We start from the raw sequence: 15,545 nt of genomic DNA on the forward strand, positions 1-15,545 counted from the left end.
ATATTAGTCTTTCTGGTGCTGTGATGGTATATCATACTAATTAATAAAATGAAATAGAGGCCTTAACAATACAAGGATCCCTTTAAATTAGAGATTCTGTAACTCAATTAGACCTAATTCTAGATCTAAATCTTTTTGTCTCTTTTTTTAAAACGTTTTCTGCCTGAAGCCCATTGCCATCAAGCTAACAAAACAAAATCCCCCCAGAACGAAATTTTTGCCTTTTATAGCAACGAAGCTGTTTAATGGAAATAAAGTTCTTTTTTATATTATAAAGTTACATAAAAATGAAAGTTGATATTCTCAAATACGAGGGTATCAACTTTTTCCATATAAAGGTATAACATTTGAGATAGAGTTATTCAACAAACGGGGAGAATTAATAGGCGGACATTATGGGGTTATTTGAAGAACGATTTAAAAAACAAGTAAAATGCTATGAATTATCTGAAGAACAGTTACAATTTACAGGTACACCAAAGAAATGTACACTCATTATAAAATATTTATAGACTAAAAAGAGGCTTTTTATGTTACATGATGATCCAAAAAGTATACATTTGCAGCCGGCATCCATCTTTGGATAATTGGCTCTTGATTTCCTGTTCCCTGACGTCCCATCACTTCTATTTCATACTTCTCTAACTAGAATTTAGAAGTCTTTAAAAACTTGAAATCTGCAACAAAAGCTTAATACAATTCCTAAATAATTTTTAAATCTCAGATAATTAAATTTTAGCAGTCAGTATCCTGACTGCTAAAATTTTACTATAGAACTATTTTTCTGTGGCAAAATAAAGTAAGGCTATGGTCGGAAAAGCGATTCCTATCCATAATGTTAGATTCCATCCTCCTAAGGCATATGCCCATCCTCCAATAAAGGATCCAACAGCACCTCCTAAAAAGAAAATAGCCATAAATAGCCCATTTAATCGACTACGAATTTCTGGACTCAACGAGAAAATTAAACGTTGGCTAAGCACAAGGTTTGCAGATACTCCCATATCCAACAGAATTGCAGCAATTACTAAAACAGCTATTCCGATGGGCGAACTACTTTGAATAATAAGTGGTAGTAATAAAGAAATAATAGCAACAGTGAGAGCTATCCCAGTGGCAGGTCGTGTCCAGCCAAGATCAGCTAGACGACCACCTATTGGAGCGGCTATTGCACCTGTAATTCCGACAAGTGCATATAATGCTATGGCAGTCTGAGAAAAATGAAAAGCAGGACTAGATAATAATAATGGAACAGTGGTCCAGAATAAGCTGAAAGCCCCAAATACACAAGCATGATAAATGGCACGACGGCGTAAAATTGGAGTAGTTCGTAGTAGTTTCCACATTGAACTAAGTAAGGCGGTATAATTTGTTTTTTCCGTTGGTTTCCTAGTAGGGAGTACCTTCGATAATACAAACGACAAGACAATGATTATAGTAGCAGATAAAGCAAATATTGAATTCCATCCCCAGATATCAGCTACTAAACTAGATATCGGACGCGCAAGCATAATACCTAATAACAGGCCACTCATAACATTACCAACTACACGACCGCGTGCATCTTCCGATGAAAGGTATGATACAAAAGGTACGAGCACTTGCGCTGCGACCGACCCCAGTCCGATAAAGAATGAAGCTACTAATAACATGATTGCGCTCTTTACAAAAACTGTGGCAGTTAGAGCAACTGCACTTAGTAATAACAATATAATTATCAATTTTTTATTCTCAACAATATCCCCCAATGGTACAAGAAATAGTAAGCCAACAACATATCCAATCTGGGTTAGCGTTACAATTAATCCAGCACTACTATTAGAAAGACCAATTACATTACTAATTAATCCAATTAAAGGCTGCGCATAATAAAGATTAGCTACGATGATACCACATGCGGTTGCCAGAAGAATGATTAAACCCGATGAAATTTCCTTATCACTTGCTTTATTTTTAACATTAGACATAACTATTTCCCCCCATACTTTTATTTCAGAATTACCTTGGTGTATTTTGTAACTTAGATAAAGACATGGCCATTACAAGATTCCTTAACAATTAATAAACTAAACGTTCAGTTTATTAATTAACTAAAATATATACTAAACGTTCAGTTTTGTAAATAGGCTATTTTATTTTTTGTTCATATTAAGTATACTAAACGTATAGTTTATGATTCTTGGAAGGAATGATTAATGTGCAAGGTAAAAGAGGTAGACCACGTAATGTCGAAACCCAAAAAGCTATCCTTTCTGCATCTTATGAGTTATTACTGGAAAGTGGCTTTAAAGCAGTCACAGTCGATAAAATTGCAGACCGTGCTAAAGTTAGTAAAGCTACGATTTATAAATGGTGGCCTAATAAGGCTGCTGTAGTAATGGATGGTTTTCTTTTTGCTGCCGCAGCTAGATTGCCTATACCTGACACAGGTTCAGCATTGAATGATATTTTAATTCATGCTACAAGTTTAACCAAATTTTTGATAAGTCGGGAAGGGACTATTATTACTGAGTTAGTTGGCGAAGGACAATTTGATTCAAAGCTGGCAGAGGAATATCGTACTCGATATTTCCAGCCACGTCGCCTGCAAGCAAGGCAACTCCTGGAGAAGGGAATTAAAAGAGGCGAATTAAAAGAAAATCTCGATGTTGACTTAAGTATCGATCTCATTTATGGACCAATTTTTTATCGGTTGCTAGTAACCGGTGAAAAGTTGGATGATTCCTATGTGCATGACTTGGTAATAAATGCATTTGAAGGAATACGCTTGAATTGATTAATATTAAAATAAAGATTTAGAATTTCTACTGTCTCTTATGCGAAGGCATTTTATATTAACTTGGTAAATAAAGTATTTAATTTTTAAAAACTGATGTATATGGAGTGGTCTCCCAATACATCAGTTTAAGAATTAAGGGGATGTTAAAAATAATCAAGATAATTACTCTAAATATAACGTCATGCAAATAATTTTCGTTATGGGGTAATTCTGAATTCTTAAGTTGATGGGCATGGGGTAGCACCACATTACCATCAAGCTAAGAAATGCAATTACCTCAAAACGAAAAAAAATGAGCATTTTGTTACAAGTGACTACAAAATTTCGTTCTAGGGGTACTATAAAATTTTAGCTTGATAGTGCTGTGGTGATACCCCTTATTACAGAAGCGTTATAAAGAGGTTTAATCGGATGGCAATGAAGCGATAAAGAATAATTGTATTGGGAATTGTGCCGTCAGTTTTACTGATAGCCTTTTTAAATAGTTTCATTACCTGTTCTGCTTTGCTATCTACGTGTTCCAGCATACATTATTTTGTTCTTCTAATGCTTCTGAGAGTAATTGCAGAGCATCCCAGTAATTATCCATTGCCTGTTTTATCTTTTCTTGCTCGAAGCCAATTCAGCTTCCACCTACTCACTGGGCTGTGACCCTTCACGCTCCTTGAGGAAAGAGTCTTCTTGGCTAAAATGATAAAGTAGTAAACATTCATCCAAAATGGGCTATAGAAAGAAGGGTTTCTTCACTACATAGAAGGAGCCTTTTTATCTTTCAGAATATTGATATTGTTAAAAATTCTCATATATATTATTATAAATAATGGTATATTAGTAAATTTTAGTATTACTTCTTTTCAGCTTGTAAACTATGATACTTGGAGGCGTTGTTGTGCGTAGAAAATGGAAGCTTGGACTAATGAGTACTCTTCTTGCATGTACCACCTTTACATCTGTAGCATTCGCGGCAGAAAAACCAGTCGATCAACCCAAATGGGAGGAATGGTTAAACGGTCATGCAAAAAAATTAAATGAACCAACTTCCCAAACAACAGAGGATTTATCATTTCTTAAAGGGGCCGTACAGGACAAGCGTATAGTTGTACTTGGAGAAAGTACGCATGGTGCAAAGGAAATGAATCAATCCAAAATTCGTATAATTAAGTACTTACATGAGCAAATGGGCTATGATGTGATTGCATTTGAAACAGGGCTTGGGGAAGCAGCAGCTGTTCAGCAAAATATTGATCACTTAACTGCTACAGAAGCGATGAAACAATCTTTATACCCTGTATGGCAAACTGAGGAACTTGAACAATTATTTATCTATATGAAAGAACAAAAAGAAAAAGGAAATCCACTCACATTAGCTGGTTTTGATATGAATTTGTTTTATAATTCTTCATTCCGCTCCTATGCAAAAGAATGGTTGCAAAAAGTAAGTCCTGAAGTCGCGAGTGAATTTGATGCAGTAGTGTCAGAGTTGATTGGACTGGATAGGTATTACAGTAAATATGAAGGTACGTATCCTTATAATCAATTTAAAATGGAAATACAGCCCGTAATTAACAAGTTTGAAAAGGTTAGAACATTTATTCAGCATCATAAATCTGAATTGAATCAAGTTGCACCACATCCTACGTATGATGTGAATTTCTTAGAGAAATCAATCAGTATACGCATTGATGCGATTAAAACGCATTTAGATGCTGATATGAAAGTCAGAGGTGGCATCTCCTCACCTAACCTGACAGACTATTCTTTTTATATCCGAGATCAAAAAATGGCACAAAACTTAGCGTGGCTCACTGAAATGAAATATAAAAACAAAAAAATCATTGTATGGGGACATAATTATCATATTCGAAAACAAAATTCGAAAATGATATTAGACTTCATGAAGGTGCAAAAATACAATTATGTAGCCCCTAATATGATGGATTATCTTCCGCAACGCATTAAAGACCAAATGTACACGATTGGCGTATTTTCGTATAGTGGAAGCAGTTGGGATGATGGCAATAAAGATGTTATTCTTGTACATAACGAACATGAAGAACAAAGCGTTGAAAAAATCATCAGCACGGTGGGAAGTCCCCATGTTTTCGTTAACTTAAAAGGAGAAAGTAACCGACCAGAAACTTCATGGATGTTTACTCCTACTGCAGCAAGTTATTGGGGAAATAAAAAAAATGAAGAAATCATGATTCCGACAGAACAATATGATGGCATTCTCTGGTTAGAAAAAACATCACCTTCTGTATTAAAGTAAAAAATAAGAGCCTCCCATAAAGAATGGAGGCTCTTTTCTATTCATATTCCTTTGTTCAAATACTCGAGAAATAATTAAACAAAAATCATGCATATGGTTAAACATCCAAAATTAAGGGATTAGGCTCTCTTTCATAGTGGCTTGTACATCTCTTATCATCTTTTGGAATGAAAAAACCTTTCCCCACTCCATCAATCGCAAATCACATGCTGCTTGCGTCAACGCTTCACATTCCAATGAAGAAACCTCTATGATTCCCCTTTTATAAAAAGGGATTAAAAAGTAAAAAGAAGCATAGGTAATAGAAAATAACAGGTGCTTGGTATCAACCACGCTAACAGAAAGCCTTGTAAAGATTTTAAACATATGGCTAGAATTAATAAAGTAATATGGCCAAAAGAATAGTCTTTTCAAAAGAAAGATGTAGATTAAATAGATGGAATTTAGACATATAGGTCATAAAAAAACAGATCATTCCGATAGAGAAAATTACCCCTACTATGATTTGTACCCCCACCCAATACTCCTCTCTTATTTTTTCATTTTCATTACCTAACTTCCTAAAAAAACAGTTCTTTCTTCTTTATACAAAACACCGCAAGAAACACTTTTTACAAAGTGTCCTGCGGTGTTCATCATGATACACAGTTGACAAGAATACGCGAAGCAGCGACCTTGGAAATATGAAAACTCGCAAGGACATGGAAACAAACAGGCACCCACTTTAACTAGTAGTAATTTGTGCGGCACCCATGTTAATAATTCTTCTGGTAATCGGTATGTAATGGAGCCGTGTTGCCCTTTTATAATGACGTAGAAATTGCGAAATTTTTCTTGCATGCCAATCCCAATTACTTGATACAATTTGCCGCGCTGACTTGGAAACAATATATTTGGAATGTCTAATAGTTCAATTTCATGAAAAGAATGACATAATCTCGCATCAATTGCAAATATCACTACACCCACCCCCAGCTATACATAAAACATAATTAGTATACCAATAGGGTCTATGTTACGCATAGAAATCCTTTTTTCTCCCTAGACTTAACTATAAAAATAAAAAAAGAAAACACAAGTTGTGTTCCCTCTTCACTATCTGTTTTCTAAAATTTCAATTTCAAAGATTCTAACTGCTGAATGGAGCCGATTCCTGGTAAATAGGCACCTTCATCTTTCAGCAGAGATAAGAATACTTCCGTTTCTACAAGTGAAGGCTGGTTACGCATACCAAATAATAGTACTTTTCCCCTATTGCTCAAGTGTCGCGGAGTATGCATGGAAATCGTAAGGTTGTTTATGCAAGTACTCGCTCCTGTTCTTAGACATTTTCGGTAATGATAGTAACGGATGTTTTCACCTTTATTCGCATGCCCGCTGGCCTTTCTTTGCATCACAGTAAAATAATGATAGTTCCCTATTCTTCCCTCGTTTATAAATGAATACTTCATTTTGCCATTTCCTTTACGTCATGTAGTTTGTCTAACAATGATTGTAGGTAGAGAGATTACAAATATAGATTTCCATTATTATAGCCAAGTAAAGATGATAGGGAGACAATTACAAGAAATTTCAGGTCCTGATTGGTCCCTACCTGCCTTTTGGCATTTCATATAGACCTCGAGTAAAGATATATTATTTTTCTTGCCGCAACCTTGCATTAATTCATCATTCTTTACTATTGCGCATGATAGTCATGTCGGGGTTTACCGTACCCATCAAATTAATTAAAATAGGTACACTAAAATGATTAGAGACCTTAATTTATTTATACAGGTTAGAAATATCAGGCTATTTTTAAAGACTTTAGAATTATTGAATAAACAGTAAGAAATGGATTAATCCAGTATTTTATTCTTCACTAATAAAAGGAGCAATTATTTTTTTTTCATAAGAAGATAGCACGATATTCGTTGAAGGCGTACCATATTGCATTGTATCATCAATAAATTGCTCTAAACTTTCTACAGAATATGTTGCTATTTTGACAATATAGCTAATTTCCCCTGCTACTCTGTAACATTCAAGTACATCTGGATGGTTATAGCAAAAGTTAGCTAATGATTTACAATCCTTTGTCTTAAACAAAATAAGTGCAGAAATTGGGCGATTCAATTTTTTTAGAGAAACATGTGCATGATATCCTTCAATAATTTGCTGTTCCTCTAACTTCCGTACGCGCTCAGTTACTGATGGAGAAGATAAGTGAACGGATTCTGCTAAATCCTTCATTGAAATTTTTGCATTTGACTGTAATAATTCCAAGATTTTTTTATCAATCTGATCCATAAATTATCCAACCTTTTTTTATAAACTAGAATAAATGAAATTCTTTATATAATAAAGCTAAACAATCAAATTTCCTTATTCAACTTATATATCAGCCTACTATCTTTATATAAAATTAGGATAGAAGGAGGCGATTTTCAATATGAAAAAGATTTGTTTATTATTAGCGGACGGATTTGAAGCAGTGGAAGCGAGTGTATTTACTGACGTACTAGGTTGGAATAAATGGGAGGGTGATGGGTCCACCGAGGTCGTAACAGTTGGTCTTCGAAATAAATTGACCTGTACCTGGAATTTTACTGTCATACCAGAAAAAACGATTGATGAAATTCAATTAGACGAGTTTGATGCATTAGCTATTCCAGGAGGATTTGAAGAAGCTGGTTTTTATCGGGATGCATACAGTAATGAATTCTTACATGTAATTCAACATTTTCATGCCAAACAGAAGCCAATTGCCAGTATATGTGTAGCATCCTTAGTACTCGGTAAAAGCGGAATCCTTATAAATAAAAAAGCAACCACATACAGTCATCCAACGAGTAAACGAAAAGAGCAATTAAAGAATTTTGGTGCGATCGTACAAAATGATTTAATTGTTCATGATGGAAATATTATTACATCTTCAAATCCAGGTACAGCTTTTGATGTTGCCTTTTTATTACTTGAAATACTAACATCTAAACAGAACGCTACACATGTAAAGGATCTTATGGGATTTTAGGAATAGCTCATCAATAAATGGGTAATTTGTAAATTTTTGAAGTTTATCATTAGTTATGTGGTAAACATCTATGCTCTAGTTCTATGTGTCGAACCAATGGGAAGTCTATCTTCAAATTCACTACATAAGCAATTATAATAGTATATAGTTTACATATTAGAATATCTAGTAGCAAAAGGAGACATACAATTCATGTTAGACACGATTTATACACCACTTATTTTAGGTATAGTCTTTCTACTTTTATATTTTACAGGAAAAAGAGATGATAGAATGATACTCTTCTTATCTTTCATTTTCCTGATCGATTTCGTGAGCCGTGCCATTGAAGAATCTAGTTTTAGAGGTACAAATGTAGATGCATTTTGGAAATTACTGCATATTATACTGACATTTATCTTATGTGTACTTGTATTCCGTGATTTCCAAAAATCGTGGAAGAAGCGGAAAGAAGCGAAGAAGAAGATATAAAGCGTTGATGTATCTAAAAAGAGAAAGGTATTCCATCCAAAAATATGGAATACCTTTTTTCTGTTACGAATGTGTTTCTATTTTTTGGAACCATACACCGTAAGAAACCCCAGAAAATGCATAATATCTGCATGTATAATATTTTTAAACACTGTCAGCTGCTCCCCCGTAAAGGGGTACAGTTCCCTAAATGCAATTAATTTCGGGTATTTGTCTTTTTAAATTACCTCATGTAATTGCTGTATTTGTTTTTGTGAATAACGTTGTTTTACTCCTCTATTCCCTTCTGTTCTAGCGTTCTCCCAAGTCGCATCATCCATGACAATAATAAAGTTATCAGGATCATCGTATAGTGCAACTTCGCAGACTTCTAAAATAAGAGCAAAGCCTAGCTTTTCTTGAAATAAGAACTCTAGGTACATTTTTATTTCCACCGCATTGCCTGTATGAATGATTTTATTGTTTTTCACAATATCAACTATCATTTACATCTTGTATCCCCCTATCTAAGATGAGTTCCATTACAGGATTTCCTGAAAATCAGAAGCATGTACATACTGTTCTAGTTCTTCTACATACACATTTCCAAATCCATACGGTGCTTTGTCAACAAATGTAAAGACAACGCCATCACACTTTCTTTTTAATTTATCTCCTGGTTGTAAAATCAGTTTTTCTCTATAGGTATCTATCTTCTTTAAATAGGACAAAAAGGTTTCATACTCTTCTTTTGTTAATACCTCTAGTGCATATGTTTTAATTTGCTCTAAATTCATACCTCCCACCTCTTTTTATTGGTTTCTATTAACTTGTAAAATACAGACCAATGTACTGACAGGCACGGTCAAACGAGGCGTCATCAAAAAATATAGCGATGCGTATAATACTGCCTGATTTGTGATAATAGATGACATATGGGTAGTGATGGGGATTGAATTCATCCACGTAACAACCATAAAATTCTTTTGTTGAAGAAAACGATTCACACTCTGTTAACCACATATTTTCCATCGGAACACCTTATTCAAATAGCTTCTCTACTTTTTTGCTTTCATAGTATGAAATACAGTCTTTTTGCATCCTGTCTCCTACTTTCTATTTTTTGTTATTATACGTAGAAGTTGCGTAGGATTAAAAAAAATACATACTTCGTACACCATACCGATTTTCCATTTCCAAAAGGATTCCTAACATAAAAAGGAAAAATAAGGATGTCAATGTACGTATAGGAGGACCATGTATGAACAAAACAGCTTCCAAGTCTGGGCTATTTGCAGGTGTGGGTTCTATTATTCTATGGATTTTCTTAGTTTACTATAATCCGTATGCCGAGATTACGAGACGTGCTTCGTTCTATATCTCGGTCATTACATTACTCCTCCCCGCTACTTTCGCGATTGCGGGAACGTTTTGGGGGAAGAAATCTCTTATGTTTCTTGCATTCCTTTGGTCTTTACCAGCTAGTTTATATTTCGTATTAACACCTAGTATATTCATTTTATTTGGACTGACATGTTTTACGTATTTCTTTAGTTACCTGCAATTGCGGGATCAATACGCTTATTCGTAAATAAGCTGTAGCACCGAGCTTTGTAATGAGAAAAGAAGCCACAGCGATTCACTGTGGCTTCTTCTTTATCCTTCTAAATATCCAGTAGCGCTTAATGCCTGTAAATATTCTTGAAAGAGCGGGTTATCTAGGTTACAATCTTCTTTTTCTAATCCCATAAGAACAGTAAGTTTTTGATACATTTTCTCAGAATGTCCTAAAAGGTTGAAGTAATTAACGAATGTTCCATCAGTACTTGCTAAAAAGATAACCACTAACTTACCTGTTTGAATTTGTTGATTGTAAAGATCTTGCTCATCATAATGTGTAGACTCGTCAGATTGATAGAGTCGCGTCATCTCGGCAAAATTACCCTTTTCCTCAACACTAAACAATTGCGATAAGATATCATGTTTGTCGATCTTGTAACACTTTACGATTTCATCAAAATTCGTATCTGGGTCATGTATCATAGAGCCGATTGTACTCTTATCTATTTCTGTAACCTTATACTCATCCTTCAAAATAGAGTCAATTTCATTAATTGAAAATTTGTTTGGGATGTTACGCATTGTATATTTTTCATACAGTTTATTTAACATAAGTTACTCCTTCTTAGTAGAATGAATGACCGCCAGTACGATTATGGATATGGAAGTGGAAATAGTAACCTTCCGCCGAAGTTTTTCCTTTATCACGTTCAGGTCCAATTGGTGTTCTACCATTACCAGCATCTTTTGCAACCGTTGCAGCTAATGCATACGTTTTTGACCAAACATTATTGTTCTTTTTATCACTTGATTTTAATCTTGAAACTGCAGTTGCTTTAGAAATCGGTCCCCCAATATATAAATCTCCCTTTGTTAAAACAGCAGCATAATGATTATGATTTTTCTTTCGTAATTGTGCAGCAACTTTTCCTACTGCTGTATATGTTGCACCTGCAATTACTACAGCAGCACCAATCGCGATTAAATGAGAAACAAGTCCTTGACCAATTACACCTGCAATCGGTAGTAAAAAGGCTACAGAAGCACGTGCTTCCGTGGAGTCCACTTCAAAAGATTCATTTGTTTTTACATCAGTAAACGTCGCTTTAAATACGTCCTCTGTCGCTTCTTCTACATCTACTCTATATTCTTTTTCTACTTCATTTCCGTTTGCATCTGTTTCCATCGACTTCACAGTAAATGCGTTATCCGATTTATCCCATGCAGCTGAAACGATAGCATCTCCTTCAACTGTTTCTACTTCCGTTTGTACTTCTACTTTTTCACTATTATTCTCAAGTACTTCAATATTTTCGTCTTGGATCAATTCTTCTGCAATTGCTTTACCGTTTGGCAGGATGCCAATACTTAATACAAAGATTAACATTAATGATACTATCTTTTTAAACATAATTCTCCACCTTATTATAATTTTATAAACCCTTTTCCAAATTGATTACTACTTCCAATTTCCACAGCATTTTTTTCTAAAATCTTATAAACTTCATTAGGAACATTCTTTTTGTTTGATGACAGTTTAAATGTTCCCTTATTTGCGAGAATTAAAGATACAATGCCCGTTACGTGGGCAGATGCTAGAGAGGTACCATTTTCAATGGAATACTCATTAGAAATGGTAGTCGTTATAACGTTTACACCTGGAGCTGCAAAATCAATTTTCCCATTTTCCGCAGCAAAGCTTGCGGCTTTGTAGGCATGATCGACTGCTGTTACGGATATGACCTCGTCATAATTTGCTGGATATTCAACTTTTCCGCCATAATTATTACCAGCAGATGCAACTACAACAATCCCTTTTTGAAGCGCTTTCTCAATTATCCTCTCCAGGTCTTGATGATTGGAAGACATACCGAAACTAATGTTTAAAACCTCAACGTTATTTTCAATGGCCCAATTAATACCTTGAACCAAATGTTCGATTTTCCCTATTCCGTTATCATCGAGTACCTTCACATCATACAGCTCTGCTACGGATGATGCGATACCAGTTATCCCAATACTATTATGATTGGCTGCTATAATACCTGCTACAGTTGTCCCATGACCTAAAGTATCGATAACTGGTTGGTGCGGCTCTATTGCATTGTATTCTTTTGTAACAAGATTTTTTAAATCGTCATGTTGTTTCTCTATTCCACTGTCTAATACTGCAATCTTTACTTTATGATCTGTCTTAAATTCATAATATTCAGGACATAAATTTGATAATGACCATGATTTTACTTGCTCCTTCTTACTTTTTTCCAATATAGCAAGGGTATCTGGCTCTTTTGTCTTTACCAATTCTGGACGGGAAAAGAAAAAGAAATAGATGAAACTGATCGCAATCACACAGACTATTAAAATCAAAGAATACATAAACTTATTCTTAATTTCTAACACCTCCTTCTCTAAAACGAATTCTAATATATAAATATATTACTAACAATACTATTTTTTACAGTATTTTCTTGTTATAATGATGCTAAGGTTACTGCAGTACTTCACTTAGTAACCTATTCATGAAATGAATTTGATTGGTATAAATGTTAAATATTGAATGATATTCCAATGAAAAATTGTCAATAATTGTTCTATAGTATTATGTTAAGGAGAAAGGTCCCCTCAAATAAAAAAGGACCGTTCCCCAATAGAGAATAATCCAAAATAAGTAAAATTATTATTGCTGTAGAAATGCATCAATTTCTTCTTTTTATACCCTCCAAACGCCAAATAAAAAAGATACCTACTGTAACAAGTGCAAGTTTCCAGTTAAAGTGATTTTCTTTCTCTTCATCTTTTAACTTATCTATCTTTTTTATAAGTGTTTATCAGCCTTCCGTTGTTGTAGTCACTGTTTCATTCGTAAAAATAATACATTAGTATTATTTTCCGTACCTTATTCGTATTCGTATTCATCATGCAAGCGACATTCACAATGTCGCTTACTGCTATGATTTTACGCTTCTTGTAATTTTTCAAATGTAGAAATATTAGTTCCATCATTGGTACAGATACGGAATGTTGTTACCTTCAGTGCCTGCTTCTCTTGATGGGGCATAAATAAGTAATCCTGTAATGATCCTTTAAAGACCTGAACCCCGTTCGAGTATGCGATAACAGTTTTGTCAAAATTTAACGATGTAAGTGTAGAAAGTAAGTTTTTCACTTTATTTGTTCACTCCTGTTTTCCATTCAGATTTTGTAATGGTCCCGTCAAAGTTGTATGTAATCTCTAATTGGTTATATCCACTCTTATAGATATGCTTCGTACTCGTTCCATTCGGCTCGGTAACATCTGTCCAAGGTAGGTTACTATCATCTATCTCACGAAAGTTTACACCTTCCTTAGCTACTTGTAACATATCCTTACTAGCCCATCTTGAAAGTTTCGGCTTAATTAGTTCTTTGTATGTCTCCTGCGCTTCTGAACTTCCTAAAGAATTGAGATTCGCATATGCTTTCTTTTCTCGCGCTGCATATTGCTCCTCTTTAAGTGTTTCTTCTTCAGATTTCTCTGGCTCCGTATCTTGAATCGGCGTCTCTTCCTCTTTCTCAACAGGATTTTCTTCAGCGTGATCAACTTCTACAGGTTCCTCCTCAGGTGGATTCTCTATCGCATACAGCTTAGCCTGCAGCTTGTCGTAATCCCTTGCTAGGTCATCATACTTTTCGGCTAATTTTACTGACTCCTCTTGATAAAGCTCTACTTGTGACGATAATCTATCTTTTTTTTCGTTATAACAAGATGTCAGACCGAAGAATAGGAAAACTACTGCCCCATACTTTGCAACAGTCTTTCCTTTAATAGATTGTACTTTCTTAGCAATTGTGGATTTCTCTGATTTCATAATTTGTAATCTCTCCCTCTAGTTACTTGATTATCTATTTATAATGATTTAGTTACATTTAAAATTTTACATGACTAGACATCAGATGTCCAGTTGACTATACTAGACAATTAGTCATTTTTTTTATTTAAGGGAGCTCCTGTTACGATCCTTGGCACTTCGAATCGTATCACTGATCTAATAAAGCTTTATTCCATTCGCGTTACTAATCCAAGGAACGGAAAACAGTTCGATTTAGAGGATGCAGTAATGGAATCAAACTTATATTCTGAAAACGAAAAAGAAGAACAACAAAGAAAAGATGATGAATTTCTAAAAATGTTAAAATATGTAGAAAAACGTAGAAAAGAATTATACCTTGGATAAATGTATGCCCCACTTCCTTATAAAGGAGTGGGGCATGTTTTCATGCTTCTTTATGATAGTCTTCTATAAGTTTATTGATACAAGATAAGCAAGCGGTAGATCCAGCAACGGGATGTTCTTCATGACAAATGGAGCACCACATCCATGCGTCACCTCCAGTTTCACCATTACAGTTTGTTGTGAGTCCCTCTTTACTTGTTCGTTCATGGTTTCTTGTTGTTCGTATAAGGCGGTGCACAACCCGCTCTGGTTTTATGTAATCTATTGGCTGTGAATCCCCTCTTAAGTATAAAGGATGTCTCGGAAACCCATCCCTAGTTTTCCCTAGGCAGTGTAAATGATAACCTCTGAATAACTCATAAATATCTTTATGCCGATTGTGATATTTACAATTTTCTCCCCAAGCTGCAATCACCATATCTGCTCGGTTTAAAGCACGAATCACATGATTTTCATTTTCAGGGCCAATTGCATCTTCTTTACTTACTTGAAGCAAATCCTTACGTTTTGTGGCAATATACGCGAACAAATTTACAATTTCCAAGGAACCATAACCAAGACGCTTCGCAATATTTAAACAACGTCTGGAAGTCGCATCTTCACTATCTTGATTCGCTGAACTCGGATTTAACATAATAAACAGTACACGTTCTTTATGTGGGTCCCAAATACGTTCTAACGAATAACGATACGTTTTAGAATCATCCAAAAAAGCCATGCTCTCCATTTGTTCTCCCCCTTTGAACCTATCATACTAAAATATGCTTTTCACTACAAAACATGAAAAAGTAGAATGAAAACATGTACTCTACTTCTAATTTCAATCGTCTGAACAGGATTCAAAACTGCGGCCCTCCCTACTATGGTTTTCGATAGCAGTAGGACATCATTCGAAAATTAATCGAAAAACCTATAAAAATGCTCATTCTACAATTATCCTTGAGAAGTTAGCTCGTTTTGGAGTGTTAGAAAATTCTTAGGTTGATAGCAATGTGGTGTTACCCCAAATAGATAAAATTCCATTCTATCCAAGATTAGGAGATTACTTGCAAGAGTCTTGGGAGTATTGCAATCGTGCTGTGTTATAATTCTAAAGTACTAGCATTTCAAGTAGGACTTATAGATGTCGGTTTGACATATGAAATGTAAAATCAATCTGTTATTTTGAGGGTTCAGGCTACCATTATTTAAACTAACATTCACACTAAAAGAAGTACAAGGAGGAAGGTATATCTATTAAAATAGTGAGGTATACCA

16 protein-coding genes and 1 pseudogene are annotated in these 15,545 nt (G+C 34.8%); 5 read left to right on the forward strand and 12 right to left on the reverse strand.

The genetic code is table 11. The features are described 5' to 3' along the window. Positions 1 to 543 precede the first annotated feature (543 nt). Positions 544 to 669, reverse strand: a pseudogene (locus tag ACTFRU_RS23150) (VOC family protein); the annotation flags it as partial. Positions 670 to 776: 107 nt separating this feature from the next. Continuing rightward, positions 777 to 1,967 carry an MFS transporter gene (locus ACTFRU_RS23155; RefSeq protein WP_440037903.1) on the reverse strand — a complete coding sequence of 397 codons (1,191 nt, stop codon included), beginning with the start codon at positions 1,965 to 1,967 and terminating at the stop codon, positions 777 to 779. A 221-nt stretch (positions 1,968 to 2,188) separates the two neighbouring features. Here ACTFRU_RS23155 and ACTFRU_RS23160 point away from each other — a divergent pair, with 221 nt between their 5' ends. Both ACTFRU_RS23160 and ACTFRU_RS23165 read left to right on the forward strand, forming a co-directional pair. Next, positions 2,189 to 2,776 carry a TetR/AcrR family transcriptional regulator gene (locus ACTFRU_RS23160; protein WP_259593304.1) on the forward strand — a complete coding sequence of 196 codons (588 nt, stop codon included), beginning with the start codon at positions 2,189 to 2,191 and terminating at the stop codon, positions 2,774 to 2,776. Between the two features lie 892 nt (positions 2,777 to 3,668). Beyond that, positions 3,669 to 5,048, forward strand: a complete 1,380-nt coding sequence (locus tag ACTFRU_RS23165; protein ID WP_259593303.1) for an erythromycin esterase family protein — start codon at positions 3,669 to 3,671, stop codon at positions 5,046 to 5,048. 552 nt (positions 5,049 to 5,600) lie between these two features. Here ACTFRU_RS23165 and ACTFRU_RS23170 read toward each other — a convergent pair. From ACTFRU_RS23170 to ACTFRU_RS23180, 3 genes are all read right to left on the reverse strand, one after another. Continuing rightward, the gene (locus ACTFRU_RS23170; RefSeq protein ID WP_227754026.1) at positions 5,601 to 6,008 is read right to left on the reverse strand and encodes a hypothetical protein; all 408 of its coding nucleotides are present in this window, start codon (positions 6,006 to 6,008) and stop codon (positions 5,601 to 5,603) included. A 146-nt stretch (positions 6,009 to 6,154) separates the two neighbouring features. After that, positions 6,155 to 6,499 carry a hypothetical protein gene (locus ACTFRU_RS23175; RefSeq protein ID WP_048538604.1) on the reverse strand — a complete coding sequence of 115 codons (345 nt, stop codon included), beginning with the start codon at positions 6,497 to 6,499 and terminating at the stop codon, positions 6,155 to 6,157. A gap of 400 nt (positions 6,500 to 6,899) precedes the next feature. Beyond that, the gene (locus ACTFRU_RS23180) at positions 6,900 to 7,337 is read right to left on the reverse strand and encodes an Lrp/AsnC family transcriptional regulator (RefSeq protein WP_048538603.1); all 438 of its coding nucleotides are present in this window, start codon (positions 7,335 to 7,337) and stop codon (positions 6,900 to 6,902) included. Between the two features lie 142 nt (positions 7,338 to 7,479). Between ACTFRU_RS23180 and ACTFRU_RS23185 the strand changes: the two genes are divergently transcribed. Together ACTFRU_RS23185 and ACTFRU_RS23190 are read left to right on the forward strand one after the other, a co-directional pair. Further along, positions 7,480 to 8,061, forward strand: a complete 582-nt coding sequence (locus ACTFRU_RS23185) for a DJ-1/PfpI family protein (RefSeq protein WP_048538598.1) — start codon at positions 7,480 to 7,482, stop codon at positions 8,059 to 8,061. Between the two features lie 192 nt (positions 8,062 to 8,253). After that, positions 8,254 to 8,532: a hypothetical protein gene (locus tag ACTFRU_RS23190; RefSeq protein WP_048538597.1), complete on the forward strand. Its 279-nt coding sequence runs from the start codon at positions 8,254 to 8,256 to the stop codon at positions 8,530 to 8,532. Positions 8,533 to 8,750: 218 nt separating this feature from the next. On the opposite strand, the gene ACTFRU_RS23195 is transcribed toward ACTFRU_RS23190, so the two are convergent. Both ACTFRU_RS23195 and ACTFRU_RS23200 read right to left on the reverse strand, forming a co-directional pair. Continuing rightward, entirely contained in the window at positions 8,751 to 9,017 is a 267-nt protein-coding gene (locus ACTFRU_RS23195; protein WP_048538596.1) for a hypothetical protein, read from the reverse strand. Between the two features lie 36 nt (positions 9,018 to 9,053). Then, a complete protein-coding gene (locus ACTFRU_RS23200; RefSeq protein WP_440037904.1) occupies positions 9,054 to 9,308 on the reverse strand; it encodes a hypothetical protein in 255 nt (84 codons plus the stop codon). A gap of 464 nt (positions 9,309 to 9,772) precedes the next feature. Between ACTFRU_RS23200 and ACTFRU_RS23205 the strand changes: the two genes are divergently transcribed. Then, entirely contained in the window at positions 9,773 to 10,102 is a 330-nt protein-coding gene (locus ACTFRU_RS23205; RefSeq protein ID WP_078386250.1) for a hypothetical protein, read from the forward strand. Positions 10,103 to 10,167: 65 nt separating this feature from the next. On the opposite strand, the gene ACTFRU_RS23210 is transcribed toward ACTFRU_RS23205, so the two are convergent. The 5 genes from ACTFRU_RS23210 to ACTFRU_RS23230 all read right to left on the reverse strand — a co-directional run bounded on the left by ACTFRU_RS23210 (position 10,168) and on the right by ACTFRU_RS23230 (position 15,015). Then, the gene (locus ACTFRU_RS23210) at positions 10,168 to 10,683 is read right to left on the reverse strand and encodes a hypothetical protein (protein WP_048538479.1); all 516 of its coding nucleotides are present in this window, start codon (positions 10,681 to 10,683) and stop codon (positions 10,168 to 10,170) included. A gap of 13 nt (positions 10,684 to 10,696) precedes the next feature. Next, the gene (locus tag ACTFRU_RS23215; protein WP_048538480.1) at positions 10,697 to 11,482 is read right to left on the reverse strand and encodes an SAR2788 family putative toxin; all 786 of its coding nucleotides are present in this window, start codon (positions 11,480 to 11,482) and stop codon (positions 10,697 to 10,699) included. A 14-nt stretch (positions 11,483 to 11,496) separates the two neighbouring features. Next, positions 11,497 to 12,450 carry a S8 family peptidase gene (locus tag ACTFRU_RS23220; protein ID WP_078386249.1) on the reverse strand — a complete coding sequence of 318 codons (954 nt, stop codon included), beginning with the start codon at positions 12,448 to 12,450 and terminating at the stop codon, positions 11,497 to 11,499. 791 nt (positions 12,451 to 13,241) lie between these two features. Next, positions 13,242 to 13,922 (reverse strand): hypothetical protein, encoded by a 681-nt coding sequence (locus tag ACTFRU_RS23225; protein ID WP_048538483.1) that lies wholly within the window; start codon positions 13,920 to 13,922, stop codon positions 13,242 to 13,244. A 406-nt stretch (positions 13,923 to 14,328) separates the two neighbouring features. Further along, positions 14,329 to 15,015 carry a DUF1643 domain-containing protein gene (locus ACTFRU_RS23230; RefSeq protein WP_098529543.1) on the reverse strand — a complete coding sequence of 229 codons (687 nt, stop codon included), beginning with the start codon at positions 15,013 to 15,015 and terminating at the stop codon, positions 14,329 to 14,331. Positions 15,016 to 15,545: the final 530 nt, after the last annotated feature.

Source organism: Bacillus cereus group sp. MYBK220-1 (assembly GCF_051916445.1).
Lineage (GTDB): Bacteria > Bacillota > Bacilli > Bacillales > Bacillaceae_G > Bacillus_A > Bacillus_A cereus.

What these genes read in the sequence shown, in the direction of transcription:
- ACTFRU_RS23190 (WP_048538597.1), top strand. Translation starts at nt 8,254, where the DNA reads ATGTTAGACACGATTTATACACCACTTATTTTAGGTATAGTCTTTCTA.
- ACTFRU_RS23200 (WP_440037904.1), bottom strand. Translation starts at nt 9,308, where the DNA reads ATGAATTTAGAGCAAATTAAAACATATGCACTAGAGGTATTAACAAAA.
- ACTFRU_RS23230 (WP_098529543.1), bottom strand. Translation starts at nt 15,015, where the DNA reads ATGGAGAGCATGGCTTTTTTGGATGATTCTAAAACGTATCGTTATTCG.
- ACTFRU_RS23195 (WP_048538596.1), bottom strand. Translation starts at nt 9,017, where the DNA reads ATGATAGTTGATATTGTGAAAAACAATAAAATCATTCATACAGGCAAT.
- ACTFRU_RS23210 (WP_048538479.1), bottom strand. Translation starts at nt 10,683, where the DNA reads ATGTTAAATAAACTGTATGAAAAATATACAATGCGTAACATCCCAAAC.
- ACTFRU_RS23180 (WP_048538603.1), bottom strand. Translation starts at nt 7,337, where the DNA reads ATGGATCAGATTGATAAAAAAATCTTGGAATTATTACAGTCAAATGCA.
- ACTFRU_RS23220 (WP_078386249.1), bottom strand. Translation starts at nt 12,450, where the DNA reads ATGTATTCTTTGATTTTAATAGTCTGTGTGATTGCGATCAGTTTCATC.
- ACTFRU_RS23175 (WP_048538604.1), bottom strand. Translation starts at nt 6,499, where the DNA reads ATGAAGTATTCATTTATAAACGAGGGAAGAATAGGGAACTATCATTAT.
- ACTFRU_RS23185 (WP_048538598.1), top strand. Translation starts at nt 7,480, where the DNA reads ATGAAAAAGATTTGTTTATTATTAGCGGACGGATTTGAAGCAGTGGAA.
- ACTFRU_RS23215 (WP_048538480.1), bottom strand. Translation starts at nt 11,482, where the DNA reads ATGTTTAAAAAGATAGTATCATTAATGTTAATCTTTGTATTAAGTATT.
- ACTFRU_RS23160 (WP_259593304.1), top strand. Translation starts at nt 2,189, where the DNA reads ATGATTAATGTGCAAGGTAAAAGAGGTAGACCACGTAATGTCGAAACC.
- ACTFRU_RS23155 (WP_440037903.1), bottom strand. Translation starts at nt 1,967, where the DNA reads ATGTCTAATGTTAAAAATAAAGCAAGTGATAAGGAAATTTCATCGGGT.
- ACTFRU_RS23205 (WP_078386250.1), top strand. Translation starts at nt 9,773, where the DNA reads ATGAACAAAACAGCTTCCAAGTCTGGGCTATTTGCAGGTGTGGGTTCT.
- ACTFRU_RS23225 (WP_048538483.1), bottom strand. Translation starts at nt 13,922, where the DNA reads ATGAAATCAGAGAAATCCACAATTGCTAAGAAAGTACAATCTATTAAA.